The 22,831-nt window shown below is 34.7% G+C and carries 24 protein-coding genes and 3 pseudogenes; 5 read left to right on the top strand and 22 right to left on the bottom strand.

The window, feature by feature from the left end:
• Nucleotides 1–56: 56 nt before the first annotated feature.
• The 5 genes from IPH11_16395 (at nt 57) to IPH11_16375 (ending at nt 3,168) form a co-directional block, all read left to right on the top strand.
• On the top strand, nt 57–527 hold the full coding sequence (locus tag IPH11_16395; GenBank protein MBK6915160.1) for a hypothetical protein: 471 nt from the start codon (nt 57–59) through the stop codon (nt 525–527).
• 180 nt (nt 528–707) lie between these two features.
• Nucleotides 708–1,424: a hypothetical protein gene (locus IPH11_16390; protein ID MBK6915159.1), complete on the top strand. Its 717-nt coding sequence runs from the start codon at nt 708–710 to the stop codon at nt 1,422–1,424.
• A 427-nt stretch (nt 1,425–1,851) separates the two neighbouring features.
• A complete protein-coding gene (locus IPH11_16385) occupies nt 1,852–2,319 on the top strand; it encodes a DUF1003 domain-containing protein (protein ID MBK6915158.1) in 468 nt (155 codons plus the stop codon).
• 205 nt (nt 2,320–2,524) lie between these two features.
• A complete protein-coding gene (locus IPH11_16380; protein MBK6915157.1) occupies nt 2,525–2,821 on the top strand; it encodes a nucleotidyltransferase family protein in 297 nt (98 codons plus the stop codon).
• Entirely contained in the window at nt 2,818–3,168 is a 351-nt protein-coding gene (locus IPH11_16375; GenBank protein ID MBK6915156.1) for a DUF86 domain-containing protein, read from the top strand. The genes IPH11_16380 and IPH11_16375 overlap by 4 nt, the downstream gene beginning before the upstream one ends.
• Nucleotides 3,169–3,240: 72 nt before the next feature.
• Here the strand turns inward: IPH11_16375 and IPH11_16370 are convergent, their stop codons facing one another.
• From IPH11_16370 to IPH11_16265, 22 genes and pseudogenes are all read right to left on the bottom strand, one after another.
• Nucleotides 3,241–3,525 carry a glutaredoxin family protein gene (locus IPH11_16370; GenBank protein MBK6915155.1) on the bottom strand — a complete coding sequence of 95 codons (285 nt, stop codon included), beginning with the start codon at nt 3,523–3,525 and terminating at the stop codon, nt 3,241–3,243.
• On the bottom strand, nt 3,522–4,109 hold the full coding sequence (locus tag IPH11_16365; GenBank protein ID MBK6915154.1) for a T9SS type A sorting domain-containing protein: 588 nt from the start codon (nt 4,107–4,109) through the stop codon (nt 3,522–3,524). Before IPH11_16365 ends, IPH11_16370 begins: the two co-directional genes overlap by 4 nt.
• Before the next feature lie 61 nt (nt 4,110–4,170).
• Nucleotides 4,171–5,310 carry a choice-of-anchor J domain-containing protein gene (locus tag IPH11_16360; GenBank protein ID MBK6915153.1) on the bottom strand — a complete coding sequence of 380 codons (1,140 nt, stop codon included), beginning with the start codon at nt 5,308–5,310 and terminating at the stop codon, nt 4,171–4,173.
• 107 nt (nt 5,311–5,417) lie between these two features.
• Nucleotides 5,418–5,705 carry a caspase family protein gene (locus IPH11_16355; GenBank protein MBK6915152.1) on the bottom strand — a complete coding sequence of 96 codons (288 nt, stop codon included), beginning with the start codon at nt 5,703–5,705 and terminating at the stop codon, nt 5,418–5,420.
• Nucleotides 5,654–6,847 carry a caspase family protein gene (locus IPH11_16350; protein ID MBK6915151.1) on the bottom strand — a complete coding sequence of 398 codons (1,194 nt, stop codon included), beginning with the start codon at nt 6,845–6,847 and terminating at the stop codon, nt 5,654–5,656. The genes IPH11_16355 and IPH11_16350 overlap by 52 nt, the downstream gene beginning before the upstream one ends.
• An 18-nt stretch (nt 6,848–6,865) precedes the next feature.
• Nucleotides 6,866–7,357 (bottom strand): hypothetical protein, encoded by a 492-nt coding sequence (locus tag IPH11_16345; protein ID MBK6915150.1) that lies wholly within the window; start codon nt 7,355–7,357, stop codon nt 6,866–6,868.
• 39 nt (nt 7,358–7,396) lie between these two features.
• On the bottom strand, nt 7,397–8,584 hold the full coding sequence (locus IPH11_16340) for a C1 family peptidase (GenBank protein MBK6915149.1): 1,188 nt from the start codon (nt 8,582–8,584) through the stop codon (nt 7,397–7,399).
• Nucleotides 8,497–8,757, bottom strand: coding sequence for a hypothetical protein (locus IPH11_16335; protein ID MBK6915148.1), 261 nt, complete (start codon nt 8,755–8,757; stop codon nt 8,497–8,499). The genes IPH11_16340 and IPH11_16335 overlap by 88 nt, the downstream gene beginning before the upstream one ends.
• A 25-nt stretch (nt 8,758–8,782) precedes the next feature.
• A complete protein-coding gene (locus tag IPH11_16330) occupies nt 8,783–9,712 on the bottom strand; it encodes a hypothetical protein (protein ID MBK6915147.1) in 930 nt (309 codons plus the stop codon).
• On the bottom strand, nt 9,702–10,013 hold the full coding sequence (locus tag IPH11_16325; GenBank protein MBK6915146.1) for a hypothetical protein: 312 nt from the start codon (nt 10,011–10,013) through the stop codon (nt 9,702–9,704). Before IPH11_16325 ends, IPH11_16330 begins: the two co-directional genes overlap by 11 nt.
• On the bottom strand, nt 10,006–10,869 hold the full coding sequence (locus tag IPH11_16320) for a CHASE2 domain-containing protein (protein MBK6915145.1): 864 nt from the start codon (nt 10,867–10,869) through the stop codon (nt 10,006–10,008). The genes IPH11_16325 and IPH11_16320 overlap by 8 nt, the downstream gene beginning before the upstream one ends.
• Before the next feature lie 268 nt (nt 10,870–11,137).
• A pseudogene (locus IPH11_16315) lies at nt 11,138–13,239 on the bottom strand (glycoside hydrolase family 97 protein).
• A gap of 182 nt (nt 13,240–13,421) precedes the next feature.
• Nucleotides 13,422–13,616, bottom strand: coding sequence for a T9SS type A sorting domain-containing protein (locus tag IPH11_16310; protein ID MBK6915144.1), 195 nt, complete (start codon nt 13,614–13,616; stop codon nt 13,422–13,424).
• Nucleotides 13,617–13,788: 172 nt separating this feature from the next.
• On the bottom strand, nt 13,789–14,598 hold the full coding sequence (locus IPH11_16305; protein ID MBK6915143.1) for a hypothetical protein: 810 nt from the start codon (nt 14,596–14,598) through the stop codon (nt 13,789–13,791).
• A gap of 1,331 nt (nt 14,599–15,929) precedes the next feature.
• Nucleotides 15,930–16,457, bottom strand: a complete 528-nt coding sequence (locus tag IPH11_16300; GenBank protein MBK6915142.1) for a hypothetical protein — start codon at nt 16,455–16,457, stop codon at nt 15,930–15,932.
• 222 nt (nt 16,458–16,679) lie between these two features.
• Entirely contained in the window at nt 16,680–17,039 is a 360-nt protein-coding gene (locus IPH11_16295) for a hypothetical protein (GenBank protein MBK6915141.1), read from the bottom strand.
• 345 nt (nt 17,040–17,384) lie between these two features.
• Nucleotides 17,385–17,843: a GNAT family N-acetyltransferase gene (locus tag IPH11_16290; GenBank protein ID MBK6915140.1), complete on the bottom strand. Its 459-nt coding sequence runs from the start codon at nt 17,841–17,843 to the stop codon at nt 17,385–17,387.
• A gap of 342 nt (nt 17,844–18,185) precedes the next feature.
• Nucleotides 18,186–18,620, bottom strand: a complete 435-nt coding sequence (locus tag IPH11_16285) for a hypothetical protein (protein MBK6915139.1) — start codon at nt 18,618–18,620, stop codon at nt 18,186–18,188.
• A gap of 541 nt (nt 18,621–19,161) precedes the next feature.
• A complete protein-coding gene (locus IPH11_16280; GenBank protein ID MBK6915138.1) occupies nt 19,162–19,866 on the bottom strand; it encodes a hypothetical protein in 705 nt (234 codons plus the stop codon).
• A complete protein-coding gene (locus IPH11_16275; protein MBK6915137.1) occupies nt 19,863–20,309 on the bottom strand; it encodes a hypothetical protein in 447 nt (148 codons plus the stop codon). Before IPH11_16275 ends, IPH11_16280 begins: the two co-directional genes overlap by 4 nt.
• 259 nt (nt 20,310–20,568) lie before the next feature.
• Nucleotides 20,569–21,728: pseudogene (locus IPH11_16270) on the bottom strand (DUF262 domain-containing protein).
• A pseudogene (locus IPH11_16265) lies at nt 21,713–22,822 on the bottom strand (adenine-specific methyltransferase EcoRI family protein). Before IPH11_16265 ends, IPH11_16270 begins: the two co-directional pseudogenes overlap by 16 nt.
• Nucleotides 22,823–22,831: the final 9 nt, after the last annotated feature.

Here is a 22,831-nt window from a genome sequence, read left to right as displayed (position 1 = left end):
ATCCTTATTATTGTCAGAAAGTATAAGTTAAGTAGTTTTATAATTATAGGTATTTTATGTTTTTTAAAAAGAATAAAGTTGGAAAAGGAATATCGGAAGCAGCATTGGCAGTTGTAAGTGATATAGAAACTGCAAAGCAATGTAGAGTATTGTGTTCTAATGATAATTCGGCTTCTTGGTTGTCAACAGAAATTATGATTCAAGAAGTTAATGCACTAGAATTTATTATTTGGTCAGAGTATGGTCAACACTACGAATGGGCTAACATAGATTTTTTTGAAAGGAACATAACCAAAGGCATCCTTGCTTCCAATCATCAAAAGGAATTATCTTATGTTATTTTAAAAGGAGTCAATCGTTTACAATCAATTGAAGGAGAAGGCGAAGAACGATTATATAAAGTCTATAAAAGTTCGGCTGATTTAGTGTCAAAGTATGAACCTGATTTAAAACAAGAAGAATTGATTAATTTCATTCAACAACAAGTTGAATTATTTATTAAAAATTGTGAAAAATATTTTTATTAATAGTTGGAGTAGCATAAATCATTTTCTAATTCTTGGAAATATTTAGTGCTTCAAGTCAAAAGTTTTAAAGTAGGTTGTACTAATAAGTTATTTATAAATCATTGTCATTTTTTTCAACGATGAATTGCTGTTTTGGTGGGCAGTTTAAATACGATATCGTTATACACTAAGGAAATTGATATGAAAATAATTATGAATTCCTATTTAGAAAATATGAAATCTCCTATCCGTTTTGTTATGAATTTTATCCCTGATGCATTAGTAAATATAGCTCCCGAAAATAAATTTAGATTTGAAAAAGAATATCCTGATTTCATTTTAGAATTTGTTGATACTAAAGATTGGCAACTTGAAGTAGATACAAAGTCAAAAATAATTTATATCAGTAGAAAAGTTGTAGAGGTATTTTGGGCTGTATCTTATGGTTATTTTACATTTTATAAGCTTGTTATGAGTGGAAAACTTGTTACTGAACCAACGATCATTGATTTAAGCAAAGATCCGGAAGTTCTGAAATCAATGCAATTGTTAAATTGGGTTTACAAATCTTGGATAAATAATGATTCAGAAGAATGGGCGGAGCAGTTGCCGAAACCAATTAAAGACCCTCCAATAGATTCAATGGAAAAAGTGGCAGATGAATTATGCTTATGCGCTGTTGCTTATGTACTTCACCACGAATTGTCACACATTAGACTAATGCACAGTGGGGAATCTGAAATTGATTCTGAAAAGGAAGCTGACTATGAAGCTACCGAATGGTTGTTAAATCATAATATTCCAGAAGATGATATGAGATTTACTAAAAGAGCGTTTGGAATTGCATTAGCATTTGAAGTTTTAACAGCTCGTGGAATTTATACGGGTAATTATGGAGGTAAAAAAACATCCTTATAGTTATGATAGACTTTATAACAACTTAGATAGATATATAAAAAATCAGATCATATTATTTGGGCATTCTTATCTGCTGTTATTAAGCTTCATCTTGACAATGCAAATATTGAAAGTCCAGCCGATACCTTTGATGATTTTAAACAATGTGTTAATTCACATATGGATTTGTTGTCCAAATTGAATAATAGAAGGTAACAAGTTCTACTGATGAATTCGCTATACTTGAACGAATAGTGTTTGACCAAAACGTTGTTCTTGTTTGTGCAAATTATAATTAAGACCACACTAACACAGGATATGTAAGGATTGGTTTAGCTGTTGTGTTTTAACAGCTTGTCCCACTTTGCGGGATAACACGCCATAAGGCATATATTAGTTGCAAGAAACTTGAAAACAAAATAGGCTTTACTTCAAAAAAGGATGTGACTTGGACAAAAGAGAACTTCAAAACGCCCGCGAAGAAATTATAAAACTTCGCAAGAAAATAAAGAATGTAAATGTTAAGCATAAGGAAAGTTTAACTGCATTAGAAAAAATTGCTATAAAGATTACTAAAAGTGTAGGTTCGGTAGGATTTTTCTTAATAATATTTGGCTGGACTTTCTTATGGCTTGGCTGGAACACCGTTGCACCAAAAGAATTCCGGTTTGATCCTTTTCCGGCATTTGTTTTTTGGCTGTTTATTTCTAATATGATTCAAATATTTTTGATGCCATTGATAATGATTGGTCAAAATCTGCAAGCCCGTCACTCTGAAATAAGAGCTGAATCAGATTTTGAAGTGAATGTTAGAGCAGAAAAAGAGGTGGAGGTCATTCTTTTGAATCTGGAGCATCAAAGTGAACTCATTATGAAAATCCTAAATCATATTGATAACACTAAAAAAGATAAATAGAATAAAAATTGGAGAACTCAGCACGTACTCCCATCCTTATCAATGCAGCAGCTATCGCTTTGAAACTTTCCCCACTCCTTCATTAAGTTTGTCAACTCTTTAACATAAGCGAAAAGATTTTCTTTACCGGAGATAATTTTGCTTTACAATTTGTATTGTAAATATTAAGGTTGAATAATTAAAAAAAATATGGCATTTTTTGGTTATGAAAAAAGACTTACAAGAAATATTAACCAGGCTTCGGAAGTTGCTTCCCTTGATAACTCAAAAGTATCAGATAAACTCAATAGAAGTATTTGGCTCTTATGTTAAGAATCAACAAAACAGCCAGAGTGATTTAGATGTGCTTGTAACATTTTCAGAAACCCCCGGCTTAATAAAATTCCTTGAGCTAAAAAATTATCTCTCCGACCAATTACAAATAAATGTTGATTTAGTAATGAAGGATTCATTAAAACCGAGAATCAGCCAGCATATTATTAGCGAATCAATTTCTTTATGAAAAAGAGAAGAGAATCTTTAGACTATCTGACTGATATTTATGATTCTATACAAAAAGGAATCGCCTTTATCAGCAATATGACATACGAAGATTTTGAAAGGGATGAGAAAACGCAGTACGCCTTGATAAGAGTTATTGAAATAATCGGTGAAGCCAGCAAGAAAATACCTATTGAGATTAAAACCCAATCTGAGGAAATACCGTGGCGGGAAATTAGTGGAATGAGAGATTTACTTATTCACGATTACTTTGGAGTAAATGCTAAAGTGGTTTGGGAAACTGCCAGGAAGGATTTACCAGAATTAAAAGATAAAATTCAAAAGTTGATTAGTGATTTAAAGATTTAGATTGCACCACTGCCAACAAACCATCAATTAGAAAATTTAAAATAAATTCAATCCTGAAGTAGGTATCATAATTCAGCACGTACTCCCATCCCTATCAATGTAGCAGCTATCGCTTTGAAACTTTCCCCACTCCTTCATTAGGTTTGTCAACTCTTTAACATAAGCAAAAAGATTTTCTCCACCGGAGATAATTTTGCCTTCGTCTTCAATGCAGGGAATTATCTTCGGAATATTTTTATTAGTCCTGTCGTTTAGTTTTTCTACATCCACGACAACATGAGCGATCACAATTTCTTTTAACGCTTCTGCAATTTCATCGCAAAGTGCGCAGTCTGTTTTTCGATAGAGTGTAATCATCTTAGTAGGATCATCTTTCTTGTTTCTGTAAAGTTACCTGCACGGAGGGTGTAGAAATAAACACCACTTGTAAGTTGTTTGTGGTTCGTTGTTCGTGCGTCAAATTCAACTTCATAAGTGCCGGGCGATTGTTGTTCGTTTACAAGAGTGGCAACTTCATTACCGAGGATGTCGTAAATTCTTAGCTGCACAAATGGGTCACCCTTCGATGGCAAAGCCACAGGCATGTTCAGGGTGATAGTGGGAATCGAGTAACGAATAACTGTACCCGGATTAAAAGGATTGGGATAGTTCTGCATTAAAGCAAATTGTTTTGGAGTGAAATCATCTTTTAATTTTTCAATGAATGATTCAGTTCCAATTATCAGTGAGTAATCTTTTTCTTTAATTCCCGATGCAATATTTAATTCAAATCCTTCATTAAGTTTTATCATGTTATTCAAAGAATTATCAACTAAATAATAATCGTAACCGGGGTAGTTATTTAATCCTTCTATCTTAAGCGTTACATTTTCATTTGATACATTTTTTAATTGCAGATCATAGATTTGTCCTTCGCCAATTTCAGGACGCGTTTCGATCATAAAATATTTATAATTGGATGAAGTCTTATCATTCACGAGGATGATTCTTGATTCTTCAAAATCACCGGGAAGATTTTTCTTCCCCGTTGGAATTCAATGAGATTTTTAAATCGCCTTCAGAAAATACAATTTGATTTTCTTCAATTGTTTTTCCCAAAGTACCGGATGGATCATAAGGAATTTTTAATGAAGTTAAACTTCCTGTGTTGTTAAAGTAATAAGCTGTGTAAGGAGTAAATACTGCCGGCTGACTCCAACTCCCATTCCAGGAATTGATAACAGCATTTGCAGCCAATCCATTAGCGGCAATAACAGCAGCCCAGTTTGTACTTCGCTCAAATGGATTTGAAATAATATTCCAACCCGTGTGTAATGCGATCGAATATGTATTATCTCCTGCTAGTGAAACCGTATTAACATTAGTCGAAACGCTTATTGCATTCTTACTCAGCAGCCAAAAACCATTGCCCGGTTTAAAATTAAACGTAGCAGAACCATCAAACTCAATCAGATAATTTGAAGCCGCGCCGTTATCATAAAAAGCATTCCAGTCTGTTCCTCTTGTTCCGGTAATAAATTGTGAAGCCAAAGAATTAATGTTACCGGGCAACCCGATCATCCTGTAGCTTGAGGAGGAGGTAATATTCGAAAATGTAAAAGACTTATTTATTGCTATAGTTGAAGGGTAAGTTGTGGAATAACTGTAGAGTTGAAATAGATCAAGCCCGATAAAATTACTTCTCATGCCGGTAGGACCGCCATCAAAAAGATAGTATTGAATTGCAAATCTGATGGTGGCAGATGCATTAAAAGAAACAAAATATTTTCCCCAGTTTCCTTGCGGAACAAGAAACCTGCCCAGCGATGCAAAATCCCCCGGTGTTGTTCCCGCAGTAAGGGAAATTAAAAGACTGATAGAATCATCGAATGCCGTTGTTCCGGGAGTTGGCGAAGCAGCATAAAAGAAAAGCGAATCCCCGGGATTGACTAAAATTGCAGGTGATATAAGCCAGTGATTGATTACCCCATTCGTATTTGCACCCGCAAAATTTGAAGCGACATAACCATTAGCAGTTCCCTCAAACGTAACGATTATACCATCGTCGCCCTGAAACCAGGCTGGGGTAGTACCTCCACCATCTTCATCAAGCACAATCCAACCACGTGCTTCCAAACCAGCAACTGAATTATCGCCGTTCATTCTGTCCTCAAACTTTATTGTTTGAGCATTAAGGCAAATAACTAAACTGAAAAAAAAGGATAAAAATTTCATCTTAATACCTTAAATAATATTTTAAGTGATTGTCGTTACTGATCACGTCTGATAAAAATAAACTGTCCCCCCTCGTCGTTCGTGTCGCGGATAACCTGAAGCATTGGAGTCTGATCAGAATTATTTGCAACGGAAATTCTAAACTCATTAAACAACTGCCCTGCATCCAAATATTTTTTATCATTTTCTTTAAGCGCTTTGATCAGATAGTAAGTAAAAATAGAGTGATCTTCTTTTCCCTCATCGCTTACTTCCTCAATTCCGCCGGAAGTCAAAGCAAGCCGCGATTGTTTTCGATAAACTTCTTTATAATATTTTTCCATATTATTCGGATCAAACTGAAGGCTTTCAGTTTTACCCCCGCGAAAATATCTCCAGCAAAACAAGCATCTGTAATTAACAAAGTGTGCTTGGATGGAATGCCGCCGAGAAAAGTTTTTACATCGCTATTAGATATGTAATCGGCAACGGAATTTGAATTGGCATCAGCAGGCACCCAGTAGCCTTTGTTCAACGCTTTATTGAATTGACCATGCCCGGCATAAAAGATTAGTACATTATCATCTTTGGTAGTGTTCTCTGTTAACCATTCAAGTTTCTGAATTATATTTCTACGGGTGGCCTCTTCATCAAGCAACGTATAAACTTCATCAAACTGATATTGATCGCGCAGGATTTCAGCTAATTCTTCAGCATCATTTCGGGCAGTGGAAAGTTCAGGCCAATAACCTTCGTAAGCATTTATTCCAATTGCAACAGCTATGTATCTTCCCGCTGAAATGAGTTGATCAAGTTTTCGGGTTATGAAGAATGTATCAACTGTTGTATTAAATTTATTGTCAACTGCCTTGACAACTATCGGGTTATCCCCCACCTGCAGATATATTCGTGCATGAAATTCTCCGTCATCATTTAGAACAGCTTTTTGACTATTCACCGTGACTTCGAGAATTCCGTTATCATCAATAGCTAAGCCTTTGATCGTATCAACCTCAGCCTTACGAACAACTTTAATTCCCCGCTGCACGACGGGAGAAGTAATTGAAATTACAGGACCTTCAGAATCCATATCTGTGTTAACGTAAAAATTAAATTCTGATTCTCCGTCAGCAATATTTACTGCTTTGACAACAACCGAATTAAATCCCCGCTCAAGCTGCACATTTGTGAAGAAAAGATTTTCCGGCAGAAGAGTTGCAGTGTCACCATTTATTACAACCGATTTAATTGCAGTCTCATCAATAATCTTTCCGCGAACTGTAATGCTACCCTCCTTTTGATTTATCTCACCGCCTTCATCAATTTTAGGATCAAGCACAACTATCTGCGGAATTGTTTTATCAATTGATTCTTCCTGCTTAATATTTTTCTTGAAAACTAATCTTCCGGGTTTTGTTGAACCGGTTATCTGTGCAAAAAGTGAAACAGAAAAAATCATACATAGAAATAATATCAAACTTTTCATTTTGATCTCCAATCTGATTTATGGTCTTGCCGGCGGAGTTGGGAAACTCGTCGGCGTTGTTTCTTCATCACTGCTTTTATTTAATAATAGGATTGCTGCGGTTCCACCTGCTAGAGCTGCGCCGCCAATATAAACGTACCATGGAATGCCCCCGCCTGTTTTTATTTCTTCAGCAAACACATCGAAATAAAAATCATCTCCATCAAGCATTTCTTCCTCATCTGAATTGAGTAACCAGGTGATAGTGCTTTTTTTACCGGCAAATTTTCCTTCGCCAATATCGCCGGTTGTTTCGTCAGGAATAACTGCGAAAGAATGGTCGCTCGTTCGTTTAAGTACGATGCTGACTTCATAATCCTTTTGTGAATCACCTTTTAATTCATAGTGAATTAAGATTTTACCCTCCCCTGCTTCGAATGTAGCTTCAATTTTTTCCTGAGAATAAATCAATCTGCTGTTAAACCCTAATAGGATTAGCAGGCTAAAAATATACAATAGATTTTTTTTCATAATTACTCGCTATAACATTTTATTAATATTTTTTACTATTTATCTATGATCAATTTCCACCAACACAGGGATAATGCTTTTGCCATCGCTTCGTGCTCTGAAAGAAATCTCTTCGCCGGAATCATACTTAGTATTTTCTTTTAGAACTATTTTATCACCGAGTACTTTGTTAATTCTTTCCCAAATATTTCCATCAGAAATTTCTATTTCAGCCATAATTTTATTTATCTCCAGGCTTTCCTTTGAATATAAAAAACAGAAATACGATCTGCCCGGAGTTTCATCAAGCATCATAAAACTATCTTCATCGGGAATGGCAATGTTGTTTTGCCTGTAAGGAAGATAAGCAACCATTCGTTCATCAAATGGGAATATTTTGTAAGTCTTAAAAGTTAAATCACTGCTGAATGCATAAACATAAGCCGGCTCGTTATTCGAAATGCGAAGTTCGAAAAGTGCACCGGAAGGCATTGGCTTATCAACTTTGAAATAACTTCCATTAAATTTTGCCTTCATTACATCCCCATTGCTTTCAATAAATTGAAGTGAGCCTGAAAGATCATCAGTCTGAGGGGGCGGGACAGACTTATCAATCATTTCAAATCCATACTTACAGAAATAATTAAAGTCTGCGTACTTTATCCATGTAAATCCGCCATTGCCCCAACCTGTGCCCCAGCTATTTATCAATTCAAATGCGCCGCCGAATTTATCATCATCATAACCAATTACTGTTATACCATGCCCGCGTCCCCAATCTTTGTAATCGGAAGGATCAACTTCGAGTACTTCTCCGGCATAGCCAAAGGTCGGGGGACAATCAAATGCGATAACAACGGGTCTGCCTTCAGCAATACTTTTTTTAACATACTTAGTTTTATCAGGAGTATCATCTTCAATAATTTCTCTGTATTCAATTATGCGATATTCTTCAGCATTTTTTTTATCGGTGGGAGTGACTTCACGCTCACAGACGTATTCAAAATCATCAAGCTTCAGTGCGCCTTGATCTTTGATAACATCAAGAGCATCAACAAGAGAAGTACCTCCGGAGCATCCTGATGTCAGTCTAATCTGATTGTAAACAAATGATGGAGAGAATGCATTTTCATCAATAGCGGCTTGATCCCAATTATTTTTTAATGCTTCGAGAATAGTTCTACCGGCAAAAGCGGTTGACCATCCTGCACAAGTTCCATATTGTCCCTGGTAGCCGGGGTGGGGCATTTATCTTTTAATGAAGATGATTTTGGTAAATCGGAATAATCGCCGCGCATAAGTGGTGCGGCTGTGGGACTGTTCGCATATAAACTATCATCAAGAAGTAATCCCATTCCAAACTCTTGCGAAAGAGTGTAAGAGTTAAGTACAATCAAGAGCGAAATAATTTTTTTTAGCATCCGGTTTCACTCCAATTTTATAGCTTCATTCCTTTAAAAGATCAGAAGCCTGTTTGTATAATTTGTTCTTTAATAGAAAGTTAATAATAATTTCTTTGTATTCTTCTACATCAGGGGCAAGAATATTTACTTTGTTATAGTGATCCAGGGCAGCAAAATTTAAATCGTTTGATTCAAGATAAGAAGCAATAAATAATTCATTCAACGGAGAATCATTTTGTGCGAGCGATTTCTCAAGTTGTGTTATACTGTCGGAAATTGATTTACATTGATAAGATGGCATTACAATTACACAATTAGTATCAGAAGAAACTGAATAATTATCGGCATCATAAACAAACCAGCGGTAGCAAACATCTTTAACAATATCCATGGATGATAGATTAATATTAATACTTGTATCTGCAATTACATTCATATAAATAATCGAATTAGAAGGGCTAATTAAATTAAAAATATATTTTTTTGTCTTAGCAGATTTATACCAACTGAACTTAAACTCATTCTCAAATATTTTTGTGTATGAAGGAACAGCATTCTCAATATAATCCGGTCGGACACGCACTACTGCTGCAAATGTTTTCATATCTTTTTTTTGTCCGCTGCTTTTTGTTAGTTCAGCGAGCACAAACTGTGAAAATTTTTGTGAAATTGTTTGGTTATTCTTAATTAGAAGGTCAATAAGGTTTTTGTGATTATAAGTTCCTGCCGTATTAATCTCGAGTGTTCTCCCATCCTTATACATTAAAGCAGCGTAACTGTTTTTCTCCAATTTAATTTTGCCGCTTTTTTCAATCTTGTCGCCGGATTGAATTACGCTAAACTTTTTACCGGAATTTAAAAAACTAACTTTGCCGGAAAATGATAAAACGGTAAAGGAATCATCCTGCGCAAACAGATTCATATTTGTAAGCACAATAAAAAGTAAAACGGATAATATTTTTTTATAATTCATTTTCAATTTCAGTTTTAACCCTTAACGGATTTTCTAAAACAGGTAATAGTTTAATTATATAGTGTTGATAAATATCATTCATTGTAGAAGCAATTACAAGTGCAGCAAGTATTAAAGTAATGTTGAAACGATAATTGAAATAATGCAGCATCAGCAAACCAATGAGTAATAGAAGCAGGGATTGTAAGAGAATATATGTCTTAGTATAAGTGCCAAACCAATCCTTATATTTTTTTCGAATATTATAAATCACATATACATTGAAGTAGCAAATCAAAAAGAGATTACTATACCTAACCATTTCGGCATTTCAGAAATATAATTACGGATAGTATCATAGAAATTATATTTGCATGAAGTACCACCCCGTACATATCCGGGAAAGATTTTCCTGCATATCTTTCATTCAACGGTGTAAAATAAATGTCTTCAAAAGTTTTTGTGTTCAGATCTAACCCCATAAATCCAAGCAAAACGATTTTATCTTTCATAAAACCCAGATTATTTTTTTCATCGAATAATTGCCCTGCATCCAGATAATAAAACTTATCATAATTACCGACGAAATTTATTCGCTCAGTTTCATTCTCTCGTTCACTCAAATTAGAATAAGCACTACTGTCACTCAGTTGAACAATTTTAGATGAGAAAGCTGCTACTCTTTTATCCATAACATTTGCATAGGGACGAAATTCTCTAATTGTTCTAAAATTCACTCCATCATCATTTGGAAGATTTGCAAAACCATTTGATGAGTGATCGTTGAAATTAGAAATAGAATATTTTACTGAATCAAATAACTCCTCGTCATCATTAAAACCGGTCACCTTACTTACGAGCACCAAATTTTTAGTTGAAGAAAAAACATCTGCTAACATAGAATCACCAGCAGAATCTTTTGCTTCTTCAAATATTGCATCAATTCCGATTACTCCCGGCTTATACTCATTGATCAGCTTGATTTGTTCCGCAATTTCTTTTCGAGATAAACTACCAAGATTTACAAGCACAATGTTCGTATCGGCTTTTTGTTCTTCTCGCAATTTGGAGTAAACAATATCATAAACATCAAAATCACCAATAGCTTTTGCAACAGGATCGAGGAATGAGCAATTGAATGGAATGAGTGTAAAAATTCCGACTAACAAAAAAATCATAATTGTAATGAAAAATATCTTTGGTGGAAAAATCATTAAAAAAATTCATTATCAATCCTGAATATTAAACGAATTTGAAAAACTCATAATTAGCAACACTCTCAATTTCTTAAACCAATGTTTTAGTGCACTTATCGGAAGGAATATTTTTAGAGAAGTATTTAAGTAAGCCATAGCATTACCTCTCAATTACTTGCTTAAAAATTAGCTAAGAATTAATCTTAAGTCAAGCTGTTTCTTTCGTATGAAATAGCAAAAAGGAGATTAATTATTCAACCGGCTTTAAAATTACAGCCGCACCTCCGCCGGGAGCTAATTTTAATGTCAGCAAATCTTTTGGGGAAAGAGTTTGCTTCTCAATTTCATACGCCATTGGATTCTTTTCCCAATCAGAATCTTTTGCATCTTTATAAATTGTTGCTTCGTATTTATCCGCAGAAAGAAAATCTAATTTTAATTCAAACGATCTCGCCTGCTCATCGGTAATCGCTCCGATAAACCAGCTCTCTGAATTTTTATCTTTCCGTGCTGTAACAATATAATCACCAGGCTCCGCATCAAGAATTTTTGTATCGCTCCAATCAACCGGCACCTGCTCGATGAAAGTGAATGCGTCAGGAAAGCGTTCATAATTTTCAGGCAGGTCTGCCGCCATTTGAATCGGGCTGTACATTACAACATAAAGTGCAAGCTGCTTTGCAAGGGTGGTGTGAACCTGATTTTTTGTATCGGGGTTATAATAGTCCATTTTGATTTGAAATATTCCGGGAGTGTAATCCATCGGTCCGCCGATAAATCTTGTAAAAGGTAAAATCGTTTCGTGCTCGGGGGGATTGCCGACACTCCACGCATTAAATTCATTCCCGCGAGCAGCTTCACTTGCAAGCCAGTTGGGGTAAGTGCGCTGCAAGCCGGTAGGACGCACAGATTCGTGTGAGTCAATACTGATTTTATATTCAGCAGCTTTTTGCACAACACGAAGATAATGATTTACCATCCATTGACCATCGTGATGTTCGCCGCGCGGAATTATTCTTCCAACGTAACCGGTTTTTACTGCGTCATAACCATACTCTTTCATAAATCGAAATGCTTCATCCATTCGCCTTTCATAATTTGTAACTGATGCGGAGGTTTCATGATGCATTATCAACTTAACATTTTTCGCTTCGGCATATTTTTGAAGTTCTTCAACATTGAAATCAGGATAAGGAGTTACAAAGTCAAATACCTCCTCCTTCCACTGCCCGAACCAATCTTCCCAGCCGACATTCCAGCCTTCAACGAGTACCGCGTCAATTCCATGCTTTGCTGCAAAGTCAATATATCGTTTTGTGTTTTCAGTTGTGGCGCCGTGCTTTCCGTTTGGAGTTAGTGCATTCCAATCAACATCGGCAAGTTTGATATTGGTTGCATCGGAATAATTCCACGAATACTTTCCAACGTGCATCCCCCACCATATTCCGATAAACTTTTGCGGTTTGATCCAGCTTACATCTTCATAAGCACAAGGCTCGTTAAGATTAAGAATTATTTTTGATGATAATATTTCTTCGGCTTTATCGCTGACTATAATTGTCCGCCAGGGAGATTTGCAAGGGGTTTGCAAATAGGCTTTATTGTCATAAGCATCAGGACAAAGATGAGTGCTCAAATCAAAAGTATTTCTATCAACTTTCAAATACATTGCAGGATAATCAATCAGCGCTGCTTCGTGAATATTTATATATAGTCCGTCACTTGTTTTCAACATCAAAGGAGTTTGCACATAATCATCACCGGGAATTCTTTTAACGCCGATCTCTGTAAAGGTTTCTCCCTTAAGTGCATCAATCTCTGAAAGCAAGGAGGTGGTATAAGTATATTCCTGCGAATCATAATCGCCGGGAATCCAGAAAGTTTTATGATTACCTGTTAGTACGAATTCAGTTCGCTCCTCCTGCACTGTAAAGTAAGTTAAGTTTTGCTGTGTAGGAAACTCATAACGAAATCCGAGACCGTCATTAAATAATCTGAAAGTAACTATCATACTGCGTTTAGTTTCAGACTGCGTAAGAGTCACTTGAAGCTGCTTATAGTTATTTACAATTGTACTTACCTCTCCCCACACAGGATTCCACTGCTCATAAAAAGTTGAAGTATCAATCTTATCAATTACAAATCCATCCAGCAGATCAGTTTGTTCCGCAAGCTCAAGTCCGAGCTTGCTGTCTTTAATTACTGCTTTACCCTCTCTTAATAAAGCATACGATAAAACGCCGCTTTCTGAAAGGCGGGTAGCAAGAGTTAATTTTCCATCGGGGAGTTAATACTTTGGGAAAGAATAATTTGAGAAGTTAGAAGCAGTATAAAGATAAAAGATAGTTTCATTCAAGTGCCTTCATTTTTATTGATTAAAAATAATGAATGTAACTGAATGAAGGAAAAAGAACAACAAATGAAATATTTAAATAAACATCCCGATAAAAACGGGGTTCGGTTTTGGCGCTAATCCCTTGAGTATGTGAAACTACCCATTGAGGTAATTGCATTAGCTGCTTGTATAGTATTCGTCATCTTAGTAAAATCATCTTTTTTGTTTCTAAATAACTTCCGCTTTTAATTTCGTAAAAATAAATTCCACTTGGTAATCCACTCGCATTAAATTCTATTTCATAAGTTCCATCTTGAATGTACTCATTCAATAAAGTATTTATTTCATTTCCAAGTATATCATAAATTTTTATTTGGGTAATCCCTGAATTCATTATCGAATATTTTATTTTTTTCGTTTGATTAAACGTATTTGTGTAATTTTGATATAAACTGGAATTTTGTAAGGATTGGTTATCTAATCCAGAAGTTAGGCTTGTTGTAAAATCTATAATTCTAAAACAAAAACTCCATCTCCGAAATCAGAGAGAAATATATATTCTTCATTTACAAAATATTGTTCGCCAACCCCACTGTATATACAGCAGCAATCTGATTTATATTATGTGGATCAGCTATATCGAAAACATAAAGAAAACCATTATAGCCTGGTGATATGCTTTCATAACAAGAAACAAATAAAAAGTTATTCTTTACAAAAATATCCGATACCTGATTTGCAATTACTAAATCAGTTATATTAACAGGATTAGCTGGATCTTCGATATTCAAAACGTGGATTTGAAAGGGTTCGCCTAAAAATAATAGAGTATCTATTACAAACATTGCTTTGTCATTTCCCATTGTTAGGCTACCTTCCCACAATTGTTCAGGATTATATGGATCAGAAATATTAAAAATCGTTGTGTAACCGTAAAGCCCGCTAATAAATAGTAAACTATCTTTTAGAGCAATATCGTTTATATGCATTCCAGTAAGCATATCAATTTCGATAACATATTCAGGTAAAGTAGGATTAGAAATATTTATTAAGTGAACATCATTATAAAAACTGCTGACAGCAACAATTGAATCATTTAAGTCGAGCTGCCATGCCGAACTTCCATAATTTAATTCACCAATTAACTGAAGACTATCCAAATTATTAATTTGATAAATTTTCAAACCGCTATCTGATGCAGCAAAAACATTATCACCTTTAATCTTTAATCCTCTAACAGAACCTATGTCTTGATTGTATCTTTTTTTGACAATAGGATTAGTAATATTTGAGATATCAACAAAGTAAAGACCATCTCCTCTCCACGGCCGGCGATTAATACTGAATTGGTCGCACCTATTGAACTTATTTTTGATGAAGTATCAAAGAACAAACCAACCTCCGGATTTATTATATCCTGCATACTGATGATTTGCAATCCACCAAGGTAATCATAACTTCCAAACATATATGGCGCAGAAAATGAAAGATAAACCAAAGAATAATTGTCTCTGAAAATATTTGGAGTTGATGATATTAATGTAGGATTGTTTATATCCGAGGCATCAACTACTAAAAGTTCATTAAAATTTCCTAGAAAAAGGGTATCGTTAGAATTTGTAAATGCCAACACTTCTTGAAAAAATCTAATCTGACCTTTTCGAACAGGGTTTATTGGATCGGTCATGTCTAAAATTGTCAAATCTGATATTGAACCGGCTGATTCAATTGGTCCAAAATAAATTTCAAATAAAAAGCCTTTATTTGAATGAAATTTTAAATTCTTAATTTCAAAATCAATACCTGACAATCCGACTTGAAATCCCCCAACGACACTCAAAGTTTCAGAATTCAGGATCCTTATACTATCTGGATAATTATAGTTATTAGGCTGACAATAAAGAAAATTTTCATATTTGGATATAGATTTGGATGGGGTTGTAGTTTCGTATTCGAGAAATGGATCGGTCGGGTCTGTAATGTTAACTTTTGATACTCCATTAATATCGTGTGCGATATAAATATAGTTCGAGTCCACCAGGAAATCGTAACAGCGTTTACCGAAATTCAATTTAGCTAATTGAATTGGATTTAAAATATCAGTTATGTCGAAGATATAGAGACCACTGACTAAATCTAATGCATATAGAATATTTGATCGTACATGGATATCCTGAACTATAGAAGGCAAATAAATATTATTAAGAACTTTCAAACTATCTTTTGATACCACATCAGAAATTAAAATTGCCCCCCCGGCTCCAATGAATAAAAAATCCGGAGTAGAGTAGTTTATAAGTGAATTCCCCCAAAATATTCTGCTAATAGGTTGTAGTATTTTTTGTGCTTTCAAATAAGCATTTGAAGCATTTAAAATGAAGATGCTCAGAACAAGAAAAATAAAAAATTCTTCTGATCATTATTCTCTCCTATTTCAACTTTATAAAACAATATAATTGCATCTTATGTTTAACATCGTACTCACTTTGTGAAAAACACAACAGCCATAATTAAGTTTTCTAGTATTGCTTAATTTTTACTTACATAAATTAAGTAAAGAAGAAGTATAATATTCTATTAATATTTACAAATGCGTCCAAATGTAAAAACGGGATTGAGTTTGCACTAATCGAACAAGTAGAGTGAGTCTGCCCTGTTAGGGTTTATAAGCAGTCACTTGTTAGGCTACTACCCTATAAATAAATAGTTAATGGCTAGGAAACATTATAGGTACATATTCCGTTTTTTTATTAGCGATAAATGTTACTGGTGGTAATTTGCATCCTAAATATTCCTTTAAAAATACTACTTCAAGTGTATCCGGTGAATATCGTCCTATATAAAACGAAAATAGATAAGAATAGTTGTGCTTACTTCTATTAACATCTGACCACTCAGGCATTATTAGATCATCACTATTTCTGGGTTTAAGAGCAAAATCTGGTGATTCAGATAAATTTAAAAGGCTATCATATACCGGATAGACGGATATATATATACGTTTTGGACTACCAGGATGAGTTGGGAAAAATGGAACCAGAGGTGGCCCAATCAACCTTAAACTAATTCGGTCTCCCAAATACATTTTAAAAGAACCAGAATCACATTGAAAAACATAAACACCTTCTTCGCAAGGAGGTTGGCATTGGTTATATATATTATAGAATTCAAGTGTTGAACACCCACAAAAAAACAAAATTAACATAGTTGCTAATATCAGATGAAGTAATTTCATTTTGTTAACCCTATATTTTTTGCCATAGCCTAACGACGTCTTATCCCGACTTGTCGGGACAAGTTATTAAAACACAATGGCAATGCCACCGTATAAATTATTTATGGAAGAGCCATCACTACGTGAAAAGAACTTATTTTGGCAATCCGTAACAACGGATTGAATAATATTTTTATATCCTATTGACTTTGTACTTATTAAAGAGGTTAGGCCGCAATTATTTTACGTAATATGTTTTTTATACCGACTGATCCAATCGCTTGTATACTTTTTAATATTATTACTAGTAATATCAGCCATCCCTGGGATTGCCAACTTCTTTAAACACATATCAAAAGCATCTTTATCGTTTGTATAAAAGCATAAAATGGATGACTTGGTAAAATTTATTGCTTCAAACTCTTTTGAATTTTCATTATACAATTTTAATATTTCTTCTAAAGCCTCATATAAAATATTCTTTGGATAAGGCAAAAATGATTCTGGTATATTGCTCTGGAACATAGAAAATAATAGAGAATGGAATGGCCAGTACCATTGTTGCCATACTTCAAATATTTCGTTGGCTTTTGCAATTGTCATATTATTCTTCTTATGTCTCTACTTAGATAATTAAATTCTGATATAATTTATGTTGCGGCCTAACGGCGTGTTATTTTAAACGCAACACTGTCGTATAAATTATTTATTGATTTCCATTTCATTTTTACTTAAGTAAAAATATTCATTTGTTTTCAAAAACTTCTACACCCAAAATGGCGAAGTTACTATCCTCTTAAAATAGAGTATTATTCAACTGAAATTATACCACCGGGCTTGTTACACTTTTTAAGAACTCTTTTGAGCAGTGGATTTTTATGCTCTTTCCTAAAATACCCGGGCTGTGATTATCTTGTTTTTCGCATATTCGTTATCTATCGATCGTCATTAGCCGCTGATTAAGCCGCCGACATTAATTATTTTATCAAATACTTCTTGAGTTTTTTTGGGTTGAAAACCAACTTGTCCGTAAAACCTTCTAGTCTCCTCTCGTAAAACATTTGTACGAACACGAATATGGTTATATCCATTTTCTCGCGCCCAACTTTCAACCATTGCAATGAGTCGTGTTCCGATTCCCGTTCCACGATGTGATTCAGCAACAACAAGACCACAAATTTCTACAAACGGATTGCTCTCTAATGATTGAATAACAGCAATATGAATCCAACCTACAATAGAATCAAGTTCAGCAACATAAATACAATTATCGGATTTTGTTGACAACTTGTCGTACCGACCTTCCATCTGTAACAAAGTCACAGGATAGCCCAGTTCGCCCGAGAGAGCAGCAAGCGCAGCAGTATCGGACTTCATCGCTTCACGGATATTAAGTTTTTGATTCATTTGCATAATATTTTTATAGACTGCCTAACGCCGTGTTATCCCGCAAAGCAGTGCAAGTTATTAAAGCACAATGGCAATGCCACCGAATAAATTATTTAATCTACCTCCCCCTATTAAGCAGGGAAAGGTATCTGTTTCATTTGTTTTCCAAACTTAGCACAGTATGAAATGAACAACAATTAAAATATTTATGCACCTGTCCGATATGATTGAAGCAAGCACATCGTTTTGGGGCTTACTCTTACTCCTCAACTACAGGAGTGAGCCCGCCCCTCCTCTGGCGGGTTCATTAGCAGTTGTGGGTTAGGTTGCCCATATAAACAATTCTATAAAGAAACGTATTTATGTTGAGTGAATCGCTTCCAGCCATTTTATTTTTAGCTTCCACTGCCCAATTAAATCCTCCTCAGTATTTGGCCAATATATCATTCGAGCAAGACCAGCCGGCATTTCTGCTTCGAATACAATTGCTTGTGGATCTATTTCTTTTCCATCAGCAATTACACCTTCTGATTTCTTACCATCTGATGTAAACGACCAAAATGATAGTCTGCCCTTGCTGACTCCATAAATTGCAAACTCCTCATAGACTTTCTTACCAAACTCCCATCTTGCAACAAGTTGAATATACTTACTACCTAGAATTGGTGTGAAAGATCGAGTGCATCGAACTTTACCCATTGGTGTGTCCGCACTTGCTTGCCAGGAACCAATTAATGGTTTTGAAACACCGAGTTTACCCGGGCCCTTTTTCCAGAAACTATTTATATCCTTCATATTTTTTTCTTTCTTTTATTTTAGAGAATGTATCCTAACGCCGTGTTACCCCGATAGTCCGTTGGCTAACGCACAGTACAAGTTATTAAAGCACAATGGCAACACCACCGTATAAATTATTTTTTTAATCCCGCATTTAGCGGGGCTAGATTTCCATTTCATATTTACTTTAGTAAAAATATTCATTTATCTCCCAAAACTTCTAAACTTACACTATCTGTTTCTACTAGCAAATCGTAATCTATAGGTCGTCAATAGCATCTGGTTAGGGCACGTTAATAGCTTCAATTGAAATTACTTCAACTACGTCAGGCGTTGATGAAGAAATTTTTCCACGGATTCTGACAAATTTATCCAATAAACCTTCTGCTATAGTAACAAGATCATCAGGTAAATAACATTTAAGATCAGGTGCTTCTGGACCTCTCTCTCAAAATAATACGTTGTGCATCCAAATCAATTTCTCTTATAACACCTTCCACTCTATCTTCATTAATAATAGTCAAACTATCTATCAATTGTTGGAGTTTCGGTCTGGATTCTAATTTAATTGTAACACTTTTTCGGAAGGAACTAAAGCACCCGAAAATCGTAATGTTTTAACACTACTACGCCGAGAAGGCACAAGAGAAATTGCTTGATTTGCTAGGATAGTAGTTTCGTCATTATCAGGGAAAAGATCACTTGGCAAATCATTCTGAGTCGAATTAACCCAGGCAACCAATTGAAGTAATCGATCTATTGCTCTATTAGGTAAAGGGACTAATGAATGACTATCATCTGGGAATAATTCTTCTTGGAGATAAGAGTGCGGAAATTTAAGACCAATTTTAATACTCCCACTACGTATAGTAACTAAATTGGGATCCATAATTGCTAAAATTGCAGGTGAGGGTCTGCCTAAAATGGTGCGCTTCGTCTCAATAAATTGAGCTACATTTTGAAACGCTTGTCGCATTTTTGAAAGCCAGCTGGCTAATAGACGAGAAGATATCTCTGAAGATTTTAGTCCTTCACCTTCAAGCGAAAACCACAAAGGAACTCGGGATTCAAATGCTGAGTTTACTCCAATAAATTCATCAATTTCATTTCTCAATTCAGTTATTTCATCAACATATGTTTGAGCCATCGCTTGAAATAATTCAGGATTAACTGGTTCCACGCGACGACGTAGAGCTACAAGCGCTCTCTCTAATCTTTGCAATACAGTTAATGCTTGCTGATATTGGTTTTCGTTCTCAATCATAAATCAACTCTCAGAATTCCTTTATATTTTCCAGGCTGATATTTAACTTCCTTAAAGTTCAGTAAAATATTAGTAAAAGCTTCATCATCTTCATAACCAAAGTGAAAATCTAGCTTATGATATCTGTTAATATATTTTTTAGAAGCTGCATTTTTACGAAAGGGTGGAATATCACCAGTTAGATCAACATCATCTTTCAAGACTAAAAGTACATCAATGTCACTGGGCTTATCCTTTTGAGTTACATAAGACCCATTAACAATTAAATATTTCCCTATTTCAGCTTCTTTTAATTCATTAATATAACTAATTAATCCCTCATTCAATGAAGGGCGCCTATCAGAAGACTGAAATCTACCAAAGCGTTCTGATATTTCTTCAGCTGTACAAATATGAATTCCTATTGGTAGAAATCCATCTTCTTCTAATTCAGGTATTGCCAATAAAATTCTCCATTTTTTTTGCCCTAACGGCGTGTTACCCCGCAAAGCGGGACAAGTTATTAAAACACAATGGCAATGCCACCGTATAAATTATTTATTTTTAAAAACTTTAACTCCAAAGATTGATTACGCTTTTAGATCAGTGGATTTTTATGCTCTTTCCCAAAACTCCTATACTTCCACTATCTGTTTCTACTAGCAAATCACAATCTATAGGTCGTCAATAGCACTGGTTAGCTATGTTTATTAATTATCGATATTATCTATTTCCTTTTGAACGATTATGAGTCTTACACAACATCTGACAGTTTTTAATATTTGTTGCACCACCTTTACTCCATGCTGCAACGTGGTCAGCATCCATTTCGCTAAGTTTCCATATCTTGTTTTTGTTAGCATCATGCCCAATTGCACAATGTGGACAGTTTGATTTACCTTTTTTTTCTGCAGCTTCAGACTGTTTTGTATAAACTATTTTCTTTGTTGCTTCATCAAATACTCTAACATCTAATAATTTTGTATCAACAGAACCACCAAGTAAGTATTCAAATATTCCTTTCCGATTTTTAACGTATGGATCTTCATATAGCTTTTGTACCTCTTTCGAAACGGCCTTCGGATCATATGACTTCTTATGATATTCTTCATATAGTCTTCCCATTCAAGGCCGCATATTTCACTCTCAACGTCTATAAATACAGTTGAAGCCCAATCTATAACACTATTAAAATAAGTTTTTAATTCTTTAATATTATTATCCTTACGATGAAGAGCCATATACTCCTCTATCTTACCTTTACTTACCCACTCAAGTGCTCGCTCTAAAAAGTCCTGGCGGTTTGCACTACCCTTTATGTAAGCACTCCATTTTTGAATATTTGAGTTTTGACTGTTACTAAATTCCTCTTTAGCAAGTGTTACAAATGGGCCTGAATAAATTGCATTGTTAAATTCTTGGTCATTCAGTTCAATACCTGCAATATTGATTGTTTTGAACCATTCTTTAATTTCAGGTTCGTCTCCTACACATTCATAAATTGTTAATTTTGTATTTAAGATTTTTGCCTGCAACTCAGGTGCAAGACTATCAAAATATTGTTCCATTCTATCAACTTTAACAGCTAATTTATTTGTTACAAACCTTCCGAAACTTGTTATTCGCTGTTGCCCGTCCAATACTTCAAATTTATTATCACTTACTTTTACGAAATATATTAAACCCAATGGATAACTTTTCAGAATTGATTCAATTACTGCAACATCTTTTTTGCCATCTGCATATATATAATTGCGCTGGTATTCGGGTTGAATTGTTAATTTTCCTGAGAGACCGAACAATCCTTTGCCTTCTAATTCGTTGTAAACAAAGCCTTCACAAATATCTTTAACTGTAATTACCGTTTTTAGAGTTGTTTCCATTTTGTTACTGTTTTATGTTTAATAAGTATACGTGTATAAAGTCTTTTTTTATTAGTATAGCCCCTGTCTATTTTACCTTTCCATTTAGTATTAACGAGTTCAGGCAGCAAACCCTCCTTAATATTATAATCACTTCCAACTATTTCGAATTGCTCTGGATTATACTTGTCTAAAAAACTTACTGGAACACCCATTACACCTTCGTAATCATTTTGAATTGCATCGGTGAATGGCACTTCAATAGCATTGTAGTTGTCGTAGTGGTCGTATGATTTCTTTCCTTTTAGCTTCTTGTTAAATCTTAAATTATCTGCCATTGACATTAGTTTTAATGGTTCATGACGCCTACCATGATCAAGATTTGTAAACCAACAAACATTCCTAAACTTCACTAAACCGGTTTCAGGATAATAAACACCTTCACCATATTCCTTTGCAAAAGGAGTAGAAAAAAAAGCATTTCCTGCATGAAAACCGTTACCCATCCACAACTTATCAGCCTTAATCAGTGGAAAAACTTCCTTGTAGGTAATGGCACTTAAGCTACCTATTATCACAAACTGTTTGTCAGCTTCCATAATCCACGATAAGAATTCACGGAATAATGAGAATGGTGGATTAGTAATAATGATGTCTGCTTTTTTTCTTAATTGTTTTATCTCATCGCTTCTAAAAACACCATCACCTTCTAGGTATTTCCATTCTAAGTCATTAACATCAATCTTATTATCACCTGTCTTATCCCGTTCTAAGATAAAAATCTTCCCATTTTTCCTTGTTTTGTCTTTATCAAATTGTGGATCACTCGTCTCTCAAATAAAGTTGGTTGATAACCACTTTTATAAATTTTGCTATCCACAGCATAGCTTGTACTGATTAGTTTTTTAGACCAAACCTCATAAAGTTTTGAGCAAAAAAACTTTGTGAAATTACTCCACTCGGGATCATCGCAAGGTAAAAGCACCGTTTTACCTTTAAATACCTTGGGGATCAAATTCAAGATAAGCGGCTATCTCTTTTTCAATATCATGATACTGAGTATAGAACTCATCATTTTTTGCTTTCTTAGCATTTGTAAGATTTTTGTTTGGCATATTTTAGTT

The organism is Ignavibacteriales bacterium (genome assembly GCA_016709155.1).
Lineage (GTDB): Bacteria > Bacteroidota > Ignavibacteria > Ignavibacteriales > Ignavibacteriaceae > JADJEI01.
This window is presented reverse-complemented; position numbering and strand designations above follow the sequence as displayed.

Bases quoted from the DNA above. Each gene is read 5' to 3' on its own strand.
- IPH11_16395 (MBK6915160.1), top strand. From the start codon at position 57: ATGTTTTTTAAAAAGAATAAAGTTGGAAAAGGAATATCGGAAGCAGCA.
- IPH11_16390 (MBK6915159.1), top strand. From the start codon at position 708: ATGAAAATAATTATGAATTCCTATTTAGAAAATATGAAATCTCCTATC.
- IPH11_16380 (MBK6915157.1), top strand. From the start codon at position 2,525: ATGAAAAAAGACTTACAAGAAATATTAACCAGGCTTCGGAAGTTGCTT.
- IPH11_16375 (MBK6915156.1), top strand. From the start codon at position 2,818: ATGAAAAAGAGAAGAGAATCTTTAGACTATCTGACTGATATTTATGAT.
- IPH11_16370 (MBK6915155.1), bottom strand. From the start codon at position 3,525: ATGATTACACTCTATCGAAAAACAGACTGCGCACTTTGCGATGAAATT.
- IPH11_16365 (MBK6915154.1), bottom strand. From the start codon at position 4,109: ATGATCGAAACGCGTCCTGAAATTGGCGAAGGACAAATCTATGATCTG.
- IPH11_16360 (MBK6915153.1), bottom strand. From the start codon at position 5,310: ATGAACGGCGATAATTCAGTTGCTGGTTTGGAAGCACGTGGTTGGATT.
- IPH11_16355 (MBK6915152.1), bottom strand. From the start codon at position 5,705: ATGGAAAAATATTATAAAGAAGTTTATCGAAAACAATCGCGGCTTGCT.
- IPH11_16350 (MBK6915151.1), bottom strand. From the start codon at position 6,847: ATGAAAAGTTTGATATTATTTCTATGTATGATTTTTTCTGTTTCACTT.
- IPH11_16345 (MBK6915150.1), bottom strand. From the start codon at position 7,357: ATGAAAAAAAATCTATTGTATATTTTTAGCCTGCTAATCCTATTAGGG.
- IPH11_16340 (MBK6915149.1), bottom strand. From the start codon at position 8,584: ATGCCCCACCCCGGCTACCAGGGACAATATGGAACTTGTGCAGGATGG.
- IPH11_16335 (MBK6915148.1), bottom strand. From the start codon at position 8,757: ATGCTAAAAAAAATTATTTCGCTCTTGATTGTACTTAACTCTTACACT.
- IPH11_16330 (MBK6915147.1), bottom strand. From the start codon at position 9,712: ATGAATTATAAAAAAATATTATCCGTTTTACTTTTTATTGTGCTTACA.
- IPH11_16325 (MBK6915146.1), bottom strand. From the start codon at position 10,013: ATGGTTAGGTATAGTAATCTCTTTTTGATTTGCTACTTCAATGTATAT.
- IPH11_16320 (MBK6915145.1), bottom strand. From the start codon at position 10,869: ATGATTTTTTTGTTAGTCGGAATTTTTACACTCATTCCATTCAATTGC.
- IPH11_16310 (MBK6915144.1), bottom strand. From the start codon at position 13,616: ATGAATTCAGGGATTACCCAAATAAAAATTTATGATATACTTGGAAAT.
- IPH11_16300 (MBK6915142.1), bottom strand. From the start codon at position 16,457: ATGAAATTACTTCATCTGATATTAGCAACTATGTTAATTTTGTTTTTT.
- IPH11_16295 (MBK6915141.1), bottom strand. From the start codon at position 17,039: ATGACAATTGCAAAAGCCAACGAAATATTTGAAGTATGGCAACAATGG.
- IPH11_16290 (MBK6915140.1), bottom strand. From the start codon at position 17,843: ATGAATCAAAAACTTAATATCCGTGAAGCGATGAAGTCCGATACTGCT.
- IPH11_16285 (MBK6915139.1), bottom strand. From the start codon at position 18,620: ATGAAGGATATAAATAGTTTCTGGAAAAAGGGCCCGGGTAAACTCGGT.
- IPH11_16280 (MBK6915138.1), bottom strand. From the start codon at position 19,866: ATGATTGAGAACGAAAACCAATATCAGCAAGCATTAACTGTATTGCAA.